This is a genomic window from Acinetobacter sp. ANC 3903 (assembly GCF_002135315.1).
Classification (GTDB): domain Bacteria; phylum Pseudomonadota; class Gammaproteobacteria; order Pseudomonadales; family Moraxellaceae; genus Acinetobacter.
On sequence record NZ_NEGA01000006.1, the window covers coordinates 160174 to 176660 of the forward strand.

At 41.6% G+C, this 16487-nt stretch carries 19 protein-coding genes; 18 read left to right on the forward strand and 1 reads right to left on the reverse strand.

Going from position 1 to position 16487, the window contains the following annotated elements; translation table 11 throughout:
- The 18 genes from B9T29_RS06400 (at position 1) to B9T29_RS06480 (ending at position 15796) form a co-directional block, all read left to right on the forward strand.
- A complete protein-coding gene (locus tag B9T29_RS06400; protein ID WP_086175123.1) occupies positions 1-189 on the forward strand; it encodes a hypothetical protein in 189 nt (62 codons plus the stop codon).
- Complete coding sequence (locus B9T29_RS06405) at positions 182-943, forward strand: hypothetical protein (protein ID WP_086175124.1); 762 nt, start codon at positions 182-184, stop codon at positions 941-943. Before B9T29_RS06400 ends, B9T29_RS06405 begins: the two co-directional genes overlap by 8 nt.
- A gap of 122 nt (positions 944-1065) precedes the next feature.
- Complete coding sequence (locus tag B9T29_RS16820; RefSeq protein ID WP_143223872.1) at positions 1066-1191, forward strand: YHYH domain-containing protein; 126 nt, start codon at positions 1066-1068, stop codon at positions 1189-1191.
- A gap of 58 nt (positions 1192-1249) precedes the next feature.
- Positions 1250-1816 carry a hypothetical protein gene (locus B9T29_RS06410; RefSeq protein WP_086175125.1) on the forward strand — a complete coding sequence of 189 codons (567 nt, stop codon included), beginning with the start codon at positions 1250-1252 and terminating at the stop codon, positions 1814-1816.
- Between the two features lie 57 nt (positions 1817-1873).
- Positions 1874-2299, forward strand: coding sequence for a Pmp3 family protein (locus tag B9T29_RS06415; protein ID WP_086175126.1), 426 nt, complete (start codon positions 1874-1876; stop codon positions 2297-2299).
- 69 nt (positions 2300-2368) lie between these two features.
- On the forward strand, positions 2369-5962 hold the full coding sequence (locus B9T29_RS06420; protein WP_086175127.1) for a tape measure protein: 3594 nt from the start codon (positions 2369-2371) through the stop codon (positions 5960-5962).
- A complete protein-coding gene (locus B9T29_RS06425) occupies positions 5959-6378 on the forward strand; it encodes a hypothetical protein (protein ID WP_086175128.1) in 420 nt (139 codons plus the stop codon). The genes B9T29_RS06420 and B9T29_RS06425 overlap by 4 nt, the downstream gene beginning before the upstream one ends.
- Positions 6368-8332 carry a hypothetical protein gene (locus B9T29_RS06430; protein WP_086175129.1) on the forward strand — a complete coding sequence of 655 codons (1965 nt, stop codon included), beginning with the start codon at positions 6368-6370 and terminating at the stop codon, positions 8330-8332. The genes B9T29_RS06425 and B9T29_RS06430 overlap by 11 nt, the downstream gene beginning before the upstream one ends.
- A 10-nt stretch (positions 8333-8342) precedes the next feature.
- Entirely contained in the window at positions 8343-9965 is a 1623-nt protein-coding gene (locus B9T29_RS06435) for a hypothetical protein (RefSeq protein ID WP_086175130.1), read from the forward strand.
- A gap of 52 nt (positions 9966-10017) precedes the next feature.
- The gene (locus tag B9T29_RS06440) at positions 10018-11286 is read left to right on the forward strand and encodes a hypothetical protein (RefSeq protein ID WP_086175131.1); all 1269 of its coding nucleotides are present in this window, start codon (positions 10018-10020) and stop codon (positions 11284-11286) included.
- A complete protein-coding gene (locus B9T29_RS06445; RefSeq protein WP_086175132.1) occupies positions 11283-11579 on the forward strand; it encodes a hypothetical protein in 297 nt (98 codons plus the stop codon). The genes B9T29_RS06440 and B9T29_RS06445 overlap by 4 nt, the downstream gene beginning before the upstream one ends.
- Positions 11576-11968 (forward strand): hypothetical protein, encoded by a 393-nt coding sequence (locus B9T29_RS06450; RefSeq protein ID WP_086175133.1) that lies wholly within the window; start codon positions 11576-11578, stop codon positions 11966-11968. The genes B9T29_RS06445 and B9T29_RS06450 overlap by 4 nt, the downstream gene beginning before the upstream one ends.
- 13 nt (positions 11969-11981) lie before the next feature.
- Positions 11982-13886 carry a hypothetical protein gene (locus tag B9T29_RS06455; protein WP_086175134.1) on the forward strand — a complete coding sequence of 635 codons (1905 nt, stop codon included), beginning with the start codon at positions 11982-11984 and terminating at the stop codon, positions 13884-13886.
- Positions 13879-14112, forward strand: coding sequence for a hypothetical protein (locus B9T29_RS06460; protein ID WP_086175135.1), 234 nt, complete (start codon positions 13879-13881; stop codon positions 14110-14112). The genes B9T29_RS06455 and B9T29_RS06460 overlap by 8 nt, the downstream gene beginning before the upstream one ends.
- A gap of 62 nt (positions 14113-14174) precedes the next feature.
- Complete coding sequence (locus B9T29_RS06465) at positions 14175-14459, forward strand: holin (RefSeq protein ID WP_086175136.1); 285 nt, start codon at positions 14175-14177, stop codon at positions 14457-14459.
- Positions 14446-14988 (forward strand): glycoside hydrolase family protein, encoded by a 543-nt coding sequence (locus tag B9T29_RS06470; protein WP_086175137.1) that lies wholly within the window; start codon positions 14446-14448, stop codon positions 14986-14988. The genes B9T29_RS06465 and B9T29_RS06470 overlap by 14 nt, the downstream gene beginning before the upstream one ends.
- A complete protein-coding gene (locus tag B9T29_RS06475; RefSeq protein ID WP_086175138.1) occupies positions 14988-15284 on the forward strand; it encodes a DUF6527 family protein in 297 nt (98 codons plus the stop codon). Before B9T29_RS06470 ends, B9T29_RS06475 begins: the two co-directional genes overlap by 1 nt.
- On the forward strand, positions 15284-15796 hold the full coding sequence (locus tag B9T29_RS06480) for a hypothetical protein (RefSeq protein ID WP_228146568.1): 513 nt from the start codon (positions 15284-15286) through the stop codon (positions 15794-15796). The genes B9T29_RS06475 and B9T29_RS06480 overlap by 1 nt, the downstream gene beginning before the upstream one ends.
- Positions 15797-15851: 55 nt before the next feature.
- Here the strand turns inward: B9T29_RS06480 and B9T29_RS06485 are convergent, their stop codons facing one another.
- Entirely contained in the window at positions 15852-16472 is a 621-nt protein-coding gene (locus B9T29_RS06485; protein ID WP_086175139.1) for a cysteine peptidase family C39 domain-containing protein, read from the reverse strand.
- Positions 16473-16487 lie beyond the last annotated feature (15 nt).

The following is a 16487-nucleotide window of genomic DNA, read 5'->3' on the forward strand; positions in this document are numbered from 1 at the left end:
ATGGCAAAACAATATAAAGCCCGGCAACCTGTCGGGCGTTTTCGTTCTGGGGATATTGTTGGTGGATTGAATACAACCCAAATCCAAGATTTACTGCAGCGTGGAGTTATTGAAGAAGTGGAAGTCGCTTCAGAGCCAAAGCCAGCTGTACAACCTAAAACACAAAAAGAGGCTAAAGTAGATGGCTAAAAAAGAGTACATGTCGCTTCAGGGAGCGTTTCACCTCGCTCCAATTACAAATGGTATTGCTGGTGCACTTCGTGAACTTGGCAACATTCCAGAATTTGAAATTGAAATTACTGCGAATGTGATTGAGCATCAAGAAAGTATGTCAGGTAATCGGACAACTGACTTTGTGATGACAACAACCACGGGAGTTAACTTCTCAGGGCAACTAGAGAAGGTAAATAAAGAGAATATGAAGTACATTCTCTCCGGTGAAAACTTTGAAATTCCATCTGCTAGTGTAGTGGATTCAGAGTTGGGTACTGTTGTGGCTGATCAATCAATTCTAATTGGTGCTTATAATTTAAGTACAGTGACCATTAAGGATTCAACAGCAGCTCCAGTTACGGTAGATCCAAGCAAGTACTCATTAGATCCGGTATTTGGTATCTTAAAGTTCAATGATGTAACTGGCCTAACAATGCCTTTAACTATCAGCTATACATCTGGTGCTGTAACGCAAACTACTATTGCTTCAGACTTAGACCGTGAATATATGTTGTTCTTTGCAGGCACTAATACTGCCAACGGTGATAAAGTGGCGATGAAACTTTGGCGAACTCAAAAGTCTCCGGAAGCTACATTCCCTTTAATTCATGAAGAGTTAGGGAAATATCAAATCCAAGGGCGTGCAATGTCAGATTTATCGAAGGCCAATGACTCTAAATTAGGTCTATATGGTCATCTGGTGACGATTCCTGCTGTAGCAAACCCTTAACTAGATACAGGCACAAAGAACTCCATGACGCATAAGCGTCTTTTTTTGTGCCTGTTTTTAATGCTTGAAAAATATACAATTTCAGATATAACTTAGATTTCTATTTTAAAATTTGGGGATATATGAAAAGAATAATTGCATTGGCATTAATAGCATCTTTTGCAACATCTGCTTATTCCCATGGTGGGCGTACAGATAAAAATGGTTGCCATAAGCAGCGCTCTACTGGTGAAAGACATTGCCATTAAGAAAAAAAGCACCTAAGGGTGCTTTTTTAATGTCTAAAATTTATATCGAGATTCCATCATGAATGATTTTTTCTTAGCAACGAACCGATCTATCGCAGTGAATGATATCGAAGTCCGCCAGATCCAAATGAAAGACTTTGACACATTGGCTGCACATGCTGAGCCAATCAAGCAGTTCCTCAAAGACAAAGATCATTCAGATGAGATTTTGACAGAGTTATTTGCAGCGCATGGTATGCAGGTCATTTCAACAATTGCATGTGTAACCGATCTGGACAATCAATCACTGTTTAAACTCGCTTCAAATGAGCAGGCTTTCAAGCAATTGCTTAAAACCGTGTTTCTGGTAAACCAAGCCTATTTCAAATATGAAAAGCCAAAGCATGGGGCAATCAAAGCCCAGACAAGTGAGGCTACTTGGTTCGATTCATTTCAGTTCCTGGTATCAATGGGCCATCAGCATAGTGAGATTATGGAAATGACTTACGGTGCGTTTGATGGTTATGTTAAGGCTGCAAGCAAGATGCATAGGCAAGGGATTATCAATTCTGCTGTTGCTGCGCGTGTAGCTCAAGCTGACAAGAAAGGATTTGAGACATTTAAAAAAGATATGAGCTCTGATTGATCAGCCACTCACCTAAAGTTATGATGTGTAAATAATAATTGAGGGTAGTGTGGAAAAATGGCTACAGTTCAGTGCCTTGTTTGCGGACATGTTGGGGCATCAAAAACCAAAGGTAGTTTCTTTGTAACTATCATCTTGCTTTTTATTGGGATTCTTCCAGGAATTATTTATGAAATTTGGCGTAGATCGGGTGGTAAAGTTTGTAGTGCTTGTGGTAGTCAAAATGTAAGGCTTTATGTACCAACACCAAGAACAGTACAGCAACCAATTAATCACATTCAGCAGGCCGAACCAATTAGAACCCACAATAAAACTAAATTGGTAGCTGAGGATGCCTACTCATATAATGCAGGGGTAAGACTCAACCAAGAAGACCAAAGTGAAAATTCTGAATTCAAAGAATGCCCGTTTTGTGCAGAACAAATAAAGATAGCTGCAATTAAGTGCAAGCACTGTGGCTCAATGATGGAAGACTTACCTTAAAAGCTTATCGAAATTAAATATAAACCCGCCATGTGCGGGTTTTTTGTTGCCTAAAATTTAGAGGTTATCATGGCTGGAGAAAATCTAACTTTTAAATTGGTGATGGATGCTGATACTAAAAGCTTTGTCACTAATGTTAATCAGTCTAAACAAGCTGCGGAAAAAGCAATAGCTGCAATTAAAGACGGATCTGCAAGTATAGTTGGTGTTGCAGATCAAGCAGCCAAAGCTATTGATGGCATTATTCCAAAAAATGCAAATGAACGAGCCATCAAACTTACTGAATCATTAAACACTATTACAGAGTCGTTAAAAAGCACAGATATTGCAGCAGATGGGGCGATTGACGGGTTTAAAAAGTTAGGGGTTGATTCGGTTCGATCGCTGAATATCTTAAAAGCCAATTTGGCGACTTCAAAAACAAAGCTTGAAGAGTTCTCAAAAACCAATGCAACACCAGAGAATATTCGTAATGCGCAACAGCAAGTAGATGCGTTAGAAAAAGAGGTCTTGCAAGCGGATAAGGCGTTCAAAAATTTTAAATCAGAATTAGGTTTAGTTTCCCCAGAGATTAGTGCCCTTGATCAAGCTATAGATAAAACAAATACTGAGCTTGCACAGACTGACACAGCAGCTCAAACAGCTCAAAAAGGTATAGCTGGACTTAAAACTGGATATACAGCTCTTGTTGGTGCAATGGGTGGTATTGGTATTGGTTTGGGTATTCGAGAGCTTGCTCAGGCTGCTGATTCTTATACAAACCTATCTGTTCGGATTCAAATCGCTACACGTGATGGTGGTGATTTTGAATCTGCAATGGCGGGTGTACATCAAGTAGCTCTTGCCACAAATTCTAGTCTTGACGCAACAGCCAGTCTATTTACTCGGATAAATACTGTCGGTAAAGATATGGGGATGACGCAACAACAAGCGTTGAACCTAACCAAGACTGTAACCCAGGCGATTCAAATCGGTGGCGGCTCAGCTCAGGCTAGTGAAGCAGCAGTACAGCAATTTATCCAGAGCCTCCAGGGCGGAGTCCTAAGGGGAGAAGAATTCAACTCCATCATGGAGAATGGTTATGGGCTGGCTGAAGCATTAGCAAAAGGATTGGGGGTCACTACTGGTGAACTCCGCAAGATGGCTGAAAACGGTGAGCTTTCCGCAGAGCGTGTAATCAAGGCTATCAGTAGTCAGGCAAATGCGGTTCAAGAAACATATAACCAATTCCCAACCACTATCAGCAATGCACTGCAAAAGATTTCTACACAGTGGCAGATCCTAATTGGTGAAATGGATCAGGCCAATGGCTCGAGTGCAACAGTAGCAAATGCCCTATCGGTCATTGCAGATAATTTGGGTATTTTAAAAGTATTCTTTGATGATGTTGCTGCCGGGGTAGGATGGTTTCAAGATCAGTTGTCAGAGATTGACCCATCTACTATTGAGTCCATTAGAAGCACATTATCTGCTGTGTATGACACAATTAAAACAGTCATATCTAGTCTTGCTGGAATTGCTCAGACTGCATGGAGTGCATTTTCATCCACCTTAGATGCTATTGCTCCTTTGTTTAATGTAATTTTGAATGGCAAGGAAGAGGTAAGTGGATTAACTACATTATTTAATGTTTTTAAAATTGCATTAGGTGTAGTTGCTGACGGGGCAACAGGGTTAAATATTGCACTTAAACTACTGCTTGCTGGTGTTCAATTTATTGCAGGGGGTATTTATTCATTAAATGCCTCTGTGCTGGATTTCTTGGGCTTTGATGAGCTGTCAGCACAGGCTCAAAATGCCTCAGATGCACTATTTAGACAGGCTGAAAAAAATGCCTCAGAAGCCAAACGTCTAGCCTTAGAAAGTAAATCGGCTACCCGTGAAGCCATTAAGGATATCACCCAAACAGAGCAAGAAGCCAATCAGGAAAGGGTGACCAATGCCCAGCAAACCCTTGACCAGTTAAAAGCCCAAGAGGAAAAACACAAGGCTGACTATAAAGTCATAAGTGACGAGCGAGTTAAGGCAGAGCAACAACTTTTTGATGCGCGTAAATCTGGTAATCAAGCTGCAATTGATTTGGCCATAAAGGGTATTGCAGACTTAGATGCCAAGGAGAAGGCATACCAGGCTGAAAGTAAAAAGATTACCGATGAGAAAATTAAAGCCGCTCAAGATTGGGTAAATGCTCAGCTTGTGGCGGCAGATGGCACCCAAAAAGCAGCCGATGCAGCTACCCAAAAAACCATGCAGACCACACTTGCGGCGCAAGGGTTAAAACTTGAGTTTGATGGTGCTGGAAAAGCTATTGTAAAAGCCATGGATGATGGTTCTGCTGGCGTAACTAATTTAAATAATAAATTGGTTGCGGGTCGCAAAGGTGCTGAAGCATTAGGCTTGGATTTAGATGTTGCACTCAATCGAGTATCGGAGGGGTTTGGTGGCAAAAAGAAAAACCTTGATGATTTCGTTAATAGTCTTGAACTTATGGGGGTTAAGGGTAAGCAAGCCGGTGATGTCACCTATGAAGCATGGCTAAAGTGGCTTGAAACTGCAAAAAGCCAGGCGGAAATTGATTTTGCAAAAACCAAACTTAAAGAATTCGGTGATCAAGGGAAAGTATCAACATCTCAGGTTGAGCAGGGCTTGATTGCAATTAAGCTTCAGGCTCAAAAGCTCCCAGATGATATTGATCCTGTTACCGAAGCATTTAAACGACTTGGCATTCAAACCAAAGAAAACCTAAAGCTCGCAGCACAACAAGCCTTAATGGACTACATCACCATCCGTGATAGCGGAAAGGCTACAGCGGAAGGTGTTCAGAAGGCCTATGAAAAAGCCGCTCAGGCAGCTGCTGCATCTGGTGATGCTGGTGTAATAGCATCGACAAATGCGGCAAATGCAGGTCGCAACCTTGAGATTCAAATTGATGACACAGGTGTTGCCGCCGTCAAATCCATGGATGAATGGACTAAATCCAACGATCGTGTACGTGATTCAGCAAGAAGCATAGGCGATGGTTATCGCAATGTCGGTAAGGTAGCACGTGAAGAGGCTAAGTCATCTACAGAGGCATGGCGTGATGCCGTTGCAGCCACTGCAAAGCAATTTGATGCTGAAATGAAACGCCAAGGCGAATCACTAAGCAAAGGGATTTATAACTACAACTCATACAGCAAAGCTGATGTTATTTCTCAGCTGAAGAGTAAGGGTTATAGCGATAAAGAGGCTCAGCAATTGGCTGGCGATATCTGGTCACAAGGCTTGGCAGCTGATAGAAGTGCAAAAGAAGACGGCATGACTAAAGGCGGTAATGCAGCAATGCGTACACTCATTAGCCAAGAGTTTGATAATGCTGCATCTAAGGGCTTAACCACTCAATGGGGGACTAATAAGATCAATGATCTGTTGCGTCAACTCGATAGTAATAGTCTTGTTTCTACAGGCCCATCAGTCAAAGCACCTTCAGTGGATATCAATAGCCTTGCGCCTAATGTAAACGCGAATCTACCTACTCCAGATACATCATCGGTACCTCAAAATACAACCAGAATTGAGCTAGCGCTAGGGAATCAGACTGCTACTGTCTATGGTAATCAGTCTTCTGTTAGCACTCTTGAATCAATTATTAATCAACTTAAAACACAGGCGAAATCAACATGAAACTTATTCGCTTAGCAACATCAGAGACCGTCCCACTAGAGGACGGTTTTTTATGGCCTGATGAATTCTCATGGAAGGCTATTGAGCAGACTCAAAACCATGCAATTGATGGCTCTCTGGTGATTCAAGAAGGGAAAAAGAAATCCGGTCGACCGATTACGTTGCAGCCGGCAGATAAGGAAATGGGCTGGATCAAGCTGCGTGAATTACGAACTGTTCTGGAATGGTCCAAGTTGCAAGATGAGAATTTCAAACTGCAATTTGAACAGCCACACGATAACCGGCAGTTCACAGTCAAATTTAATCACCAGGATGGGGCCTTAGAGGCCGCACCGGTGAAGGGCATTCCAGCGGTATCACTGGATGATTATTACAACGTGACCTTGCGCTTTACGGAGTTAAACGATGGCGATTGAAACAAAGGATTTAGTGGTTTACAAGTCTGAACGCCCAACAGATAACTCAGATGGCGGTGGGAAATATTCAGGCGTTGTAGTACAGGACGGCATCAGCAATAACCTGTTCAACGATGTGTCTGAGATGGATCGCACTATGGGTGATGTCTCCATGCGTAAAGTTTTCCCGGCAGTCACGACTGAAGACACCGATTTATTAATGGGTGCAACGGTGTTTATATCTGAGCTGCCTGCGGATCCAAACGTCTCAGCATTGCTGTTCAGCACAAAGTCATGGACGGATGAGCGTCAAGCAGCTAAAAACCGAGTTGAAAACTATAAGGCGAAAGGTGGGCAAATAGCAGGGACACCACTGGATACACATTTAAAAGGAATGAAGCTATTACAAGTCGCTATGTTCTTGCAAGAAACAGAAAGTTCAGTGGGTGACACTATTGTGCTGATCAGTGATGAGGGTAAAACCTTAGAGCATGAACAGTACTTGTACATTATCAAGGTGGAAACAAGAACGGCAATCATGGTGATTGATGGTAAAAATGTGGAATATAAGATTGCCACTTATACGCTTAATGACCCACTTGATATGGATTATGTTGGATTGTCAGCTCGCCAGTGGTATAGCGGTCAGGCATCAAAAACCATTATCCGTGATTCGATTGTTGCTGATACGGGTGAATATTATGCATCGACTGGCTTGTCTACTAATGCAAGTGTTGGTGAATACACAGTCAATGCTAAAAGTATTTTTGCTCAACTCATTCCATCAGCACAAACTGAATCTCCAATTGTTGATGTTAATGCGGCAGGCGAGAGCACTATTCTAGTACCTGGAAATAGTGGATCAATCACTGCCAGTTTTTCAACTACGGTTGGAGTAAGCCAAAACTTATATATTGGTTCAGCCGTGATGCCATCAAGCGTAGCGTTTACCTTGTTTGGTCAGGCAATCACAGATCAAGGCGGGTTACTCAAAACCAGTACAGGCACTCAAGTCGGCACGATTGATTATCAACGTGGTCTAATTCAATGGACTGCAGCTGCTACAGCGGGAGCAACAACTCTGGGTATCACATTTAAACCAGCAGCTGCACCGAATCAGTATTTCCAGTCTTATGCTGTGCCAGTTACCCAGAATAACCAAAGCACCAATTGGACCGGAGTACTAGTCCCGATCCCAGCCCCGGGAAGTCTTTCAATTTCGTATATGTCCCAAGGCAAGTTTTATGAACTGAAAGATAATGGCTCGGGCCAACTCAAGGCATCTAGTCCTTCCTTTGGCTCAGGCATGATCAATTATGAAACTGGCTCCTGGTTATTGACTACAGGGGCTTTGCCTGATGTAGACACACCGATTTTGTTACTTTGGGGCACACCAATCGTTACTTTCATACGTTCAAATTTGAGCGTAGAAAAGGCTGCCTTTGAGTTTGATCTTGGGCAAACAGGTATTGCACCAGGTGTGACTGTGAACTGGTTGCTAGAAGGGGTAACTAAGTCTGCAGTGAGCAATGCCCAAGGTAAATTTACCGGTGATGCAACGGGTGAAATTAACTATGCCAATGGTACTGGAAAAATCATTCCGAATAAGCTGCCGCAGAAAAATACCCAATTCACGGTGGCTTACAATTTTGGTGAGCAATCAACCCAAGTCAAAGCAGCTATTGCACCAGACTCAAATCAGAAACTTAACTTTACCATCGGGACTGGTATAGCCATTCAGCCAAACAGTGTTGAATTAAGCATCCCGGTTTCTGATGAAGTAGGCCAAAAGACAGGAACTGTAATTTTGGTTGATGTGCCAGTTGATAGCAATACGGGTAATTTGATTACCAATACTGGTGAAATTCAAGGAACGATTAACTACAACACTGGTGCAGTTGAAGTCACACCAGCATTGACTAAAAAAACCTTTATCCAGATTTTTACCACTGAAACTCTATACGCTTCTGCGTAAGTGAGGCGATATGTCTTTTTATTCACCACAAACATCAAGAATTGAAGAAGGCGCAGATGTTATTTTAAAAGCGCATCAAGCTACTGACATTTCCGTTAAATACCGTGATGTTTCTGGATTAAATTCAGGATCTAAAATTGTGACAGGTGATAAGTTGCGATTGGACTTATCATCTGGATTTGATGAGCAGATTTTGACGGGTTCTGCTCGTTTTAAGTTGGGTTCAGATACTTTTTTAGACCGTACTGGTACGCTGTATCGCAATGTAGATCCTTCAAATAACAGCGGTATTGCATCCGGTGTTATTCAGTATGGTAATGGCAAAGTCGAGATAGACTCATGGACGCCGAGTGCTGATAACACAATCAGTTTGCAGTCACTCACAACAACAACTGACCTGCCGCCAATCAATAAAGTCAGTTTTAGAACACCGATCATTCCAATTCGACCCCAGTCACTCACTGTTGTTGTTGCTTCATTGGATTTTGGCCAACTCACATTAACTACAGATGAAAATGGCATCATTGAAACCAGTCGTGCGCATTGCTCTATTAATCACGACACTGGTTTTGTGAATATCTATTTCTATACCAAGACTGAAATCACATCAGCTAACCGGGCAGCAATTGAAGCGAATGCCTGGTATGACATTTTGCTTGAATATGAGGAACTGGGTAAAACTTATATCAATGTACCGGTCTGGGTGGATGCATCATCTGTTCGCTATAACGCAGTGGCTTATACCTATATCCCGCTTGATTCTGAAATTTTAGGTTTATCCGCAACACGTTTGCCACTGGATGGGAGAGTTCCGATTTTTCGTGTTGGTGGCATTGGAATTGTCAGCTCAAGTAAGTCTCAAGCGCTACCAAGTGCAATTGCAGGCACTACCTATAATCTGAATGATCAGCGCATTTCGTGGGCTGAACTTGAAGATGCCAACGGAACCAAAGTACCGTTTGATTTGTACGTGGTTGATTATGATTATGGTCGTGTGACGCTTGGTGGTGATTTTACGCTGGGTAATCTGGTTGCTCCGCTTACAGTGAAATATCGCTATCAAGACATGGGACTGATCCGTGATGTGCAGATCAATGGTCAGCTAACATTTACCAAGCCTTTAACTCATAACTATGATGCGGTGGACACTATTGTTGGATCAGCTTTAGTTATTGGTGATATGCAGGCACGTTATACACGCAAGTTTGTACAGCAGTCCTGGTCAAATATCTGGTCGGATGCAGCCGCTGGTGGGGCGATTTCAGCCAATTACAATGATGCACTCTATCCAATTCAAGTCACCAACAATGGTGCGATTCAGGAGCGCTGGGCAATTGTATTTACTGATGCTACGAATTTTAAATGTGTCGGTGAATATACGGGTGAGCTTGCGTTACGTGGAACAATTAATACTGACTATGCACCCATTAACCCGGTGACAGGTGTGCCGTACTTCACAGTTAAAAAAGAAGGTTGGGGTAGTGGCTGGGCCAATGGTAATGTTCTGCGCCACAATACCGTGGCTGCCAATTTCCCAGTCTGGGTGATTCGTACAGTGAAGCAATCCGAGCCCACTGTATTATCTGATCAATTCCAGATCATGCTACGTGGTGATATTGATCGCGTACTGTAAACATTAATTCAAATATGACCGCTTACGCGGTCTTTTTTATGGATCAAAGAAAATGGCAACAGATGTGGATGTTCAGTTTTTTAGTCACTTAAATGGCTTGGTGCTTGGCAATAACTGGGGTGATTTAATTCGCTTGCTGGATAAGGTATTGGTCACCGGTATTGACTTTACCCAGATCACAGCAGCATCTATTGATGCGCAAGGTGATTTAACACTGACATTTTATGCAGCACACAATGCATTGTTATTCCAGATTATGGAATTATCAGGCTTTGCAGCAAGTGAATTGAATCAAAAGTACCGTATAAAAGGTGTACCAAACACCACACAATTGATTCTAAAGCCAAGCCAAGCATTAACAGTATCAAGTGTTTCCACACTCGGCACAGCAAAACTCGCACCGTTAGGTTATGACATTATTTTTCGTGATAACAATGATGTTAAACGGGTTTATCGTGCAAAAAACCCACGTGCTGAGCACCCTTTTATTCGGGTAGACGAAACAATTTCCGACGGCACTAACAGCTACACCTCAACCTATACTAAGTGTGCAATGGTTGGACTACTTGAATCAATGGAACACATTGATGACTATCAAAATCCAAACGTGTTGCAGCTACCATTTGACCCTAACAACCTCCAGCGCAACTGGAAAATTACAGGAACAGGTAGCTCTGTAGTTCGAGGCTGGTGTAAATGGCAGTGGGCTGGGCAGTATGACACCACTATTGGGTACGGTGAGTCTCAATTACCAGCTGCTGGTAGCAGAGCATTCACTATCTTTGGTGATAGTGATGCTTTTTATTTCTTAAGAGCCGCAACTTCTAACGTAACCTCTAAACTCTTAGGTGGGTGCGGTCTTTTTAATAATGCACATAGTAATAGCATTATTCCCAACTGGTTCTTGATGGCGACAACCTTTAATTACGCGGCAAGTTCATCAAACTACCTTTACAACTATACAGCCTGTATGCCGCTAGCTGTTAATGCAAATACTGCTAAGTTTCACGCGCCAAACTTCAATGAAACCGCGAGACTATCCGCTTCTGTCTTGGCAGCTGCGGTAATCCCAGATTATAACTCCGGTTCTAGTAGTATTTATTCATCTAATACAGTTGCTGCACTTGAGATACCAATGTCGGATGATAGTAAATTTTTGCGTGGGTCTCTTAAGCACCTTTACTATAACGGTAAAAGTCTGGGAAATATAGGCGGGGCAACCCCTAGTATTTACGATAACTCCATGTACGTTGTTGAGAATATTGGAGGTACTACTTGGAATGGTGGTAGCGTTCTGTTCTACTTGGGAGAGCTTGAATGAAACCTCATTCCCGAAAAGCCAGACCATCATCAAATTTACTTCAAAACATTAATGTTGGCCCTGTGGCCGCAAAAGTGGCAGGGTCAGTGAAAAAACTGGGCCAGCAATATAAAGATGCAACTTTGGTGCTTTACAACAAAGTAAATTTACAGCCTATAGCAGTGAAAAAACCCGACGAAAATGGCAATTATCAATTTTTAGGCTTAAATACCAATTTAAAAACTTTTATTGTGGCGTTTGACCAAAAGCAGCAATTCAACGCAGTCATCCAAGATAATGTGGTGCCAAAATGAATATTCCATCACAAGTTGTAAGCTTGTTTATGCTGCAAGCATTAGCCGGGTATTTAGACCAGGGTAGCTCAAATGCTACCCTGGTTTTTTATGACGACACAAAACCTGCATCTATCAACATTATTGCTGATGACACAGCAAAACTTTTAACACTCAACTTGCCGAAACCCTGCTTCAAATCAGTCAATGAAAACAATATTGAGCTATTTGCTTCAAATGTAGGAGTTGCCACAAAAACAGGTACTACAACATGGGCAAGGCTCTTTAATGGCGAAGACATAGCTGTTGTGGATGTGGCCATGGAAACAGATATTGTTTTGGATAATTACAATATTGTGATGGGTTCAAGTGTAAAACTGGATGTGATTTATTTAAGTCCACAGTTTTAAAATGAGGTGGTAAATGTCCGACTACACACCACCAGATGCTTTAAATGTGATTCTAAATTTCACTAAAGAAGCCACATTGATCGATAGTCATAATGTCATTTTGAACTTTGGCATTGAAGATGGTTTTAACTATGCCAATATCAGTATTGATACAGCATTTAAATTTAGTGCAGCAGGTACGGTTGAGCTACCCATCGATATCCATGGTACCGCCAATATAGCAATTGATACGTTATTTCTCTTGGGATCTGTTGGTACATTTGATATCAATCATATTGTTGGGGTGTCGCTGAGCTGTAATTCAAGTTTTCAAAAAGCAATCACAGCATTAAGCACAACAGAAATACCATGGGCTAAGCCAATATTAAGAGTCTCGAATGAGGCTCTTTTTTATGATCAGGGCTTGGTGATTTCCACTCAAGTAGGTCTCTGGCATGAGCAAGCAAGGTCGTTGAATCGTGCGATCAGGTCGATACATGAGCAAGCAACCGGGTTAAGTTCTAATGCGTACGTGATCTGGGAAGAAGCTGATAAGCGCTTTATTCACCAACTTTATGCGCATCAAGAAACAATTAAACTGCGTCATAACCGTAAAGCAATCTGGCAGGAGATGATCCGCCGGCGCAAGACATTTACTTACTCACATGAAGTGGCGCATGTCTTTGAAAAACGTTTCTCATTTGAATGGGATAAGAGCCTTGAGATTATCACAAAGTCAGATTTTCCATGGGACAAAGCTAAAGCGATTCATTACCGCAAACATCCGGTTCAACCTTGGCCATTGGCAGAACATAAGCCATATCAGGGCAGTACAGACTTCAACTTTATCTGCTCATGTCGTGACGTTGATTCACACAATGTTGTTTTAAATTTTGGTGCAGATGACTGTATTCCAGCACTGCCGAACAGAAACTGGTGGTATATCGTGAATGTATTAACAGCCGAGCGATTAGATACAGGCGAGAAGATTAAAGTAATTGATGGTACCTACAGCACCAGCCGGTCTCAATGGTGCTGGACCTATTCCGTTACTGTAGCACCAACAGAAATGGAAAAGCTTCAACCAATTGATGGCCAGCCGGTGATTTTGAAAGTCATGATTAATGGCTTTGAGCATCACATACTGCTCGAAGATCCCGAGGAAACTCGGCGCTTTGCCAATGTGCTATACACTTACCCGGGCCGAAGTGTAACGGCTTTAAACTCTGATAAATATGCGCCTTTACGTTCATTCATCCAGGATAACGAGCGAACCTCTGTGCAGCTGGTCCAGGCTGAAATTGATAGAGCACAGTCAAATACGATTCTAGAATGGAAGTTAATAGATGAACTGGGCTGGATCGTACCTGTTGAGAGCCTAAGCTATGCTGAACTTGCCCCAATAGATGCAATTAAACAGGTGGTTGATGCTGGTGGTGGCTTTATCTACAGCCAAAAAGCAGATAATACACTCACTATTTTGTCACGATATCAGAAAGGCTACTGGGATTCGATGACTGTTGATGATTATGACATTCTGCTGCCTGAAAGCGTGGTGATACAGCAAAACATCAAAAAGAATGATGAATACATTGCTGATTTTAATGCCATTACTATTGTGAATAGTCGCAGCGGTGAAAGCCTAAAAGTATTGCAGCGTGGCACTTCAGGCGATGTGCCACTGGAAGCAGTCACAGGGCCATTGTTTAACGTGGTATCGGGTGCCAGTTTTGGCAAGGCAGAGTTGATAAAAGCAAACATTCAGGAATTGCATACCTTTGCAGACCTTCCGGTAAGCCAAGAAATTGGCGAAATGCTACCAGGTAAAACCATTGCTTTTAATGGCCAGTGGTGGGGTGTCATTGATGGTGTAAGTGGTCGCTTTTCACATGAAAAGGTCAATGAAACCATTACAGTGGAGCGTATCAGTCGTGACTAATCCTTTATTTGAATTACGAAAGCTTCTCAATCCAACCCATGCTGAATACATTGGCACTATTACATCGGTGAATCATCCTGAATATCGGGTACAGGTTGATGGTGGATCTGGTCCAGTACTGTGCACCTCAGGCACAACCTATAATTTGGGTGCCCGGGTGTTTATTGCAAATCAAGTTATCTTGCGACCTGCGCCCAGCGGGTCACATTCAGAAATAGAAGTTTAAGTAAAAACAAACCAATGGCACCCAATAGGGTGCTTTTTTATTGCCAAAAATTAGGGGGCGAAATGTCTGAAACGACAGGGCAAGCAATTGCCGAAGCAAGTTCGGCAGTTACTTCAGTATCAGCAAAAACAGCAGTAGGCGGATCAATAGCGGGATTATCCGGGAAGTTTTTAGGTTTAGATCCAGTCACAGCATTGGGTTTGGTTATCGCAATCTCCGGTCTACTGGTCAGCTTTATGAGCTTTTTAATCAACTGGTACTACAAGCGACAGGAAAATAAACGAGCAGATGAGTTGCATCAGCTGGCACTGCAAAAAGCAAAAGGGGAATGCAATGTCAAAGACTAAATATTTTGTGATTGGTACAGCTTTAACCGCCTCATTAGGCGGTTTTTTTATATCTGGGGTTAGTACTAAGCAAGTTCAGGCAACTGCTATTACAGAAGGATATGCACCTAAACCTGTAATTCCAGTGAAAGGAGACGTTCCAACAATCGGAAACGGCACAACTGTCTACTGCGATGGTAAGAAAGTCACATTAAAGGACCCGGCTATTTCTAAAGAAAAAGCACTTCAGCAGCTTAAATGCCATATCGAAAAGAATGCACCAGCATTCAACAAATCTCTGCAGGGCGTGAAGGTTTCGCAGGTCGAGTATGACTTGTATAACGACTTTGTTTATCAGTTTGGCATCACAGCATGGAATAGCTCATCAATGCTTCGCAATCTAAAGCAGGGCAAATATGTCCAGGCTTGCCAGTCGCTGTTGAAGTGGAAATATGTGGCCAAGCGCGACTGCAGCATCCGGTCAAACAACTGTTATGGCGTTTGGACTCGGCAAGTTGATCGCTATCAAAAATGTATGGGAGTGCAGTAATGAATGAGTTTAGAAAAGTAAGTGATGTTCTGCTTGAATCAAATGGTATTTACTTTATTGAATGCCCTGGATGTAAAACTTTGCATCCTATCCATGTTGGTGAACAATATCGAATTCGCTGGGGATTTAACGGCAATTTAGAAAAACCAACATTCACACCTTCATTGATGGTAAATCAAGGCCATCCAAGCCAATGCCACTCATTTATCACTGATGGGGAGATTCAATTCTTATCTGACTGCAATCATAGTTTAGCTGGTCAAACCGTTGATTTGTTGCCGGTGGAGGGATTCTAGTGCCAATACTCACAATCTTATGGAAATTCAAATACTGGGTCGCAATAGCGATCCTTTCTTTTATGTGGTTTGGACAGCTGGCTTACACCAATCATTTAAGCGGAAAGCTTCAGGATGCCGAAACCGTATGTGATGTACGTGTGGCCAAAGCAATTAAACCTTATCAAGATTCAATAGTAAAAGCCCAGGAAAAGAAAGCCATTGCTGAAAAAGCCTGGTCAGATAAATATATTGAGGTAGAACAAAATGCGATTAAAAAAATACAAGATGCGAATGCTGCCGCTCGTAGTGCTGAGTTGGCTAATAACGGGTTGTCAAAGCAGCTCAGTGAAGCCAACAAACGTTTGTCCACAGCTTCCCATCAAACCATCGTTGAGTACACCATTACCAACAGTGAGTTACTCGAAGCTTGCACAGCAGAATATCGAAGCATGGCAGAAAAAGCAGATGGCCACGCAATTGATGTTGAAAGATTAAGTGAGGTTTGGCCAGATGAAAAAGCCCTTAAATGAGGGCTAAATGGATAATATGCTCAGTACAAATGATATATGATAGAAATACCATAAGTTATATTATTTGTGCTGAATCACAATGATTACAAATAATATGCTCAATACTTTTTTTACTCATGTTTGCAACACTTACTGTAGTTATATCAATGTTTGTATAACATTTAGAGCATGGAAGATATTGAATTTCTTTTTTTAAAATATTAGGAATAATAGCTACTCTTCCCCCAATTTCATCTTGATGATTTTTTATATCCACAGCTTGTAAAATTTCAGAAAAAGATACTATTTTACGATTTTTATTTTCAGGATCATTCACAATTATACTATGTTGAATTACATTTTTAACTACTGAAAAATGTCCACCAATATTATCTTCAAAAGACCTATGATTAATAATTGGAGCAATAGCATTGTTATTGCAAAATAATAAAAAATCCTTGAGATCTGTATATCTAATAACGGTACAAGACAACCCAGATTGAGTTAAATATTGTGAAATTTTATGTGTTTTACAATAATATCTTCCTAACGTACTAATTTCTTTAATTTCATCAAAAGCTATAGATTGATCAATTTTTTTTTCTTTATAAAATTTAAAAATCATTGAGGCACAAGCTAAACCACACATTGTGGATCCTTTCGCTTGTTTAATATAAGGTATTTGAATTAGTGCCATAATAAAATTCTTTAA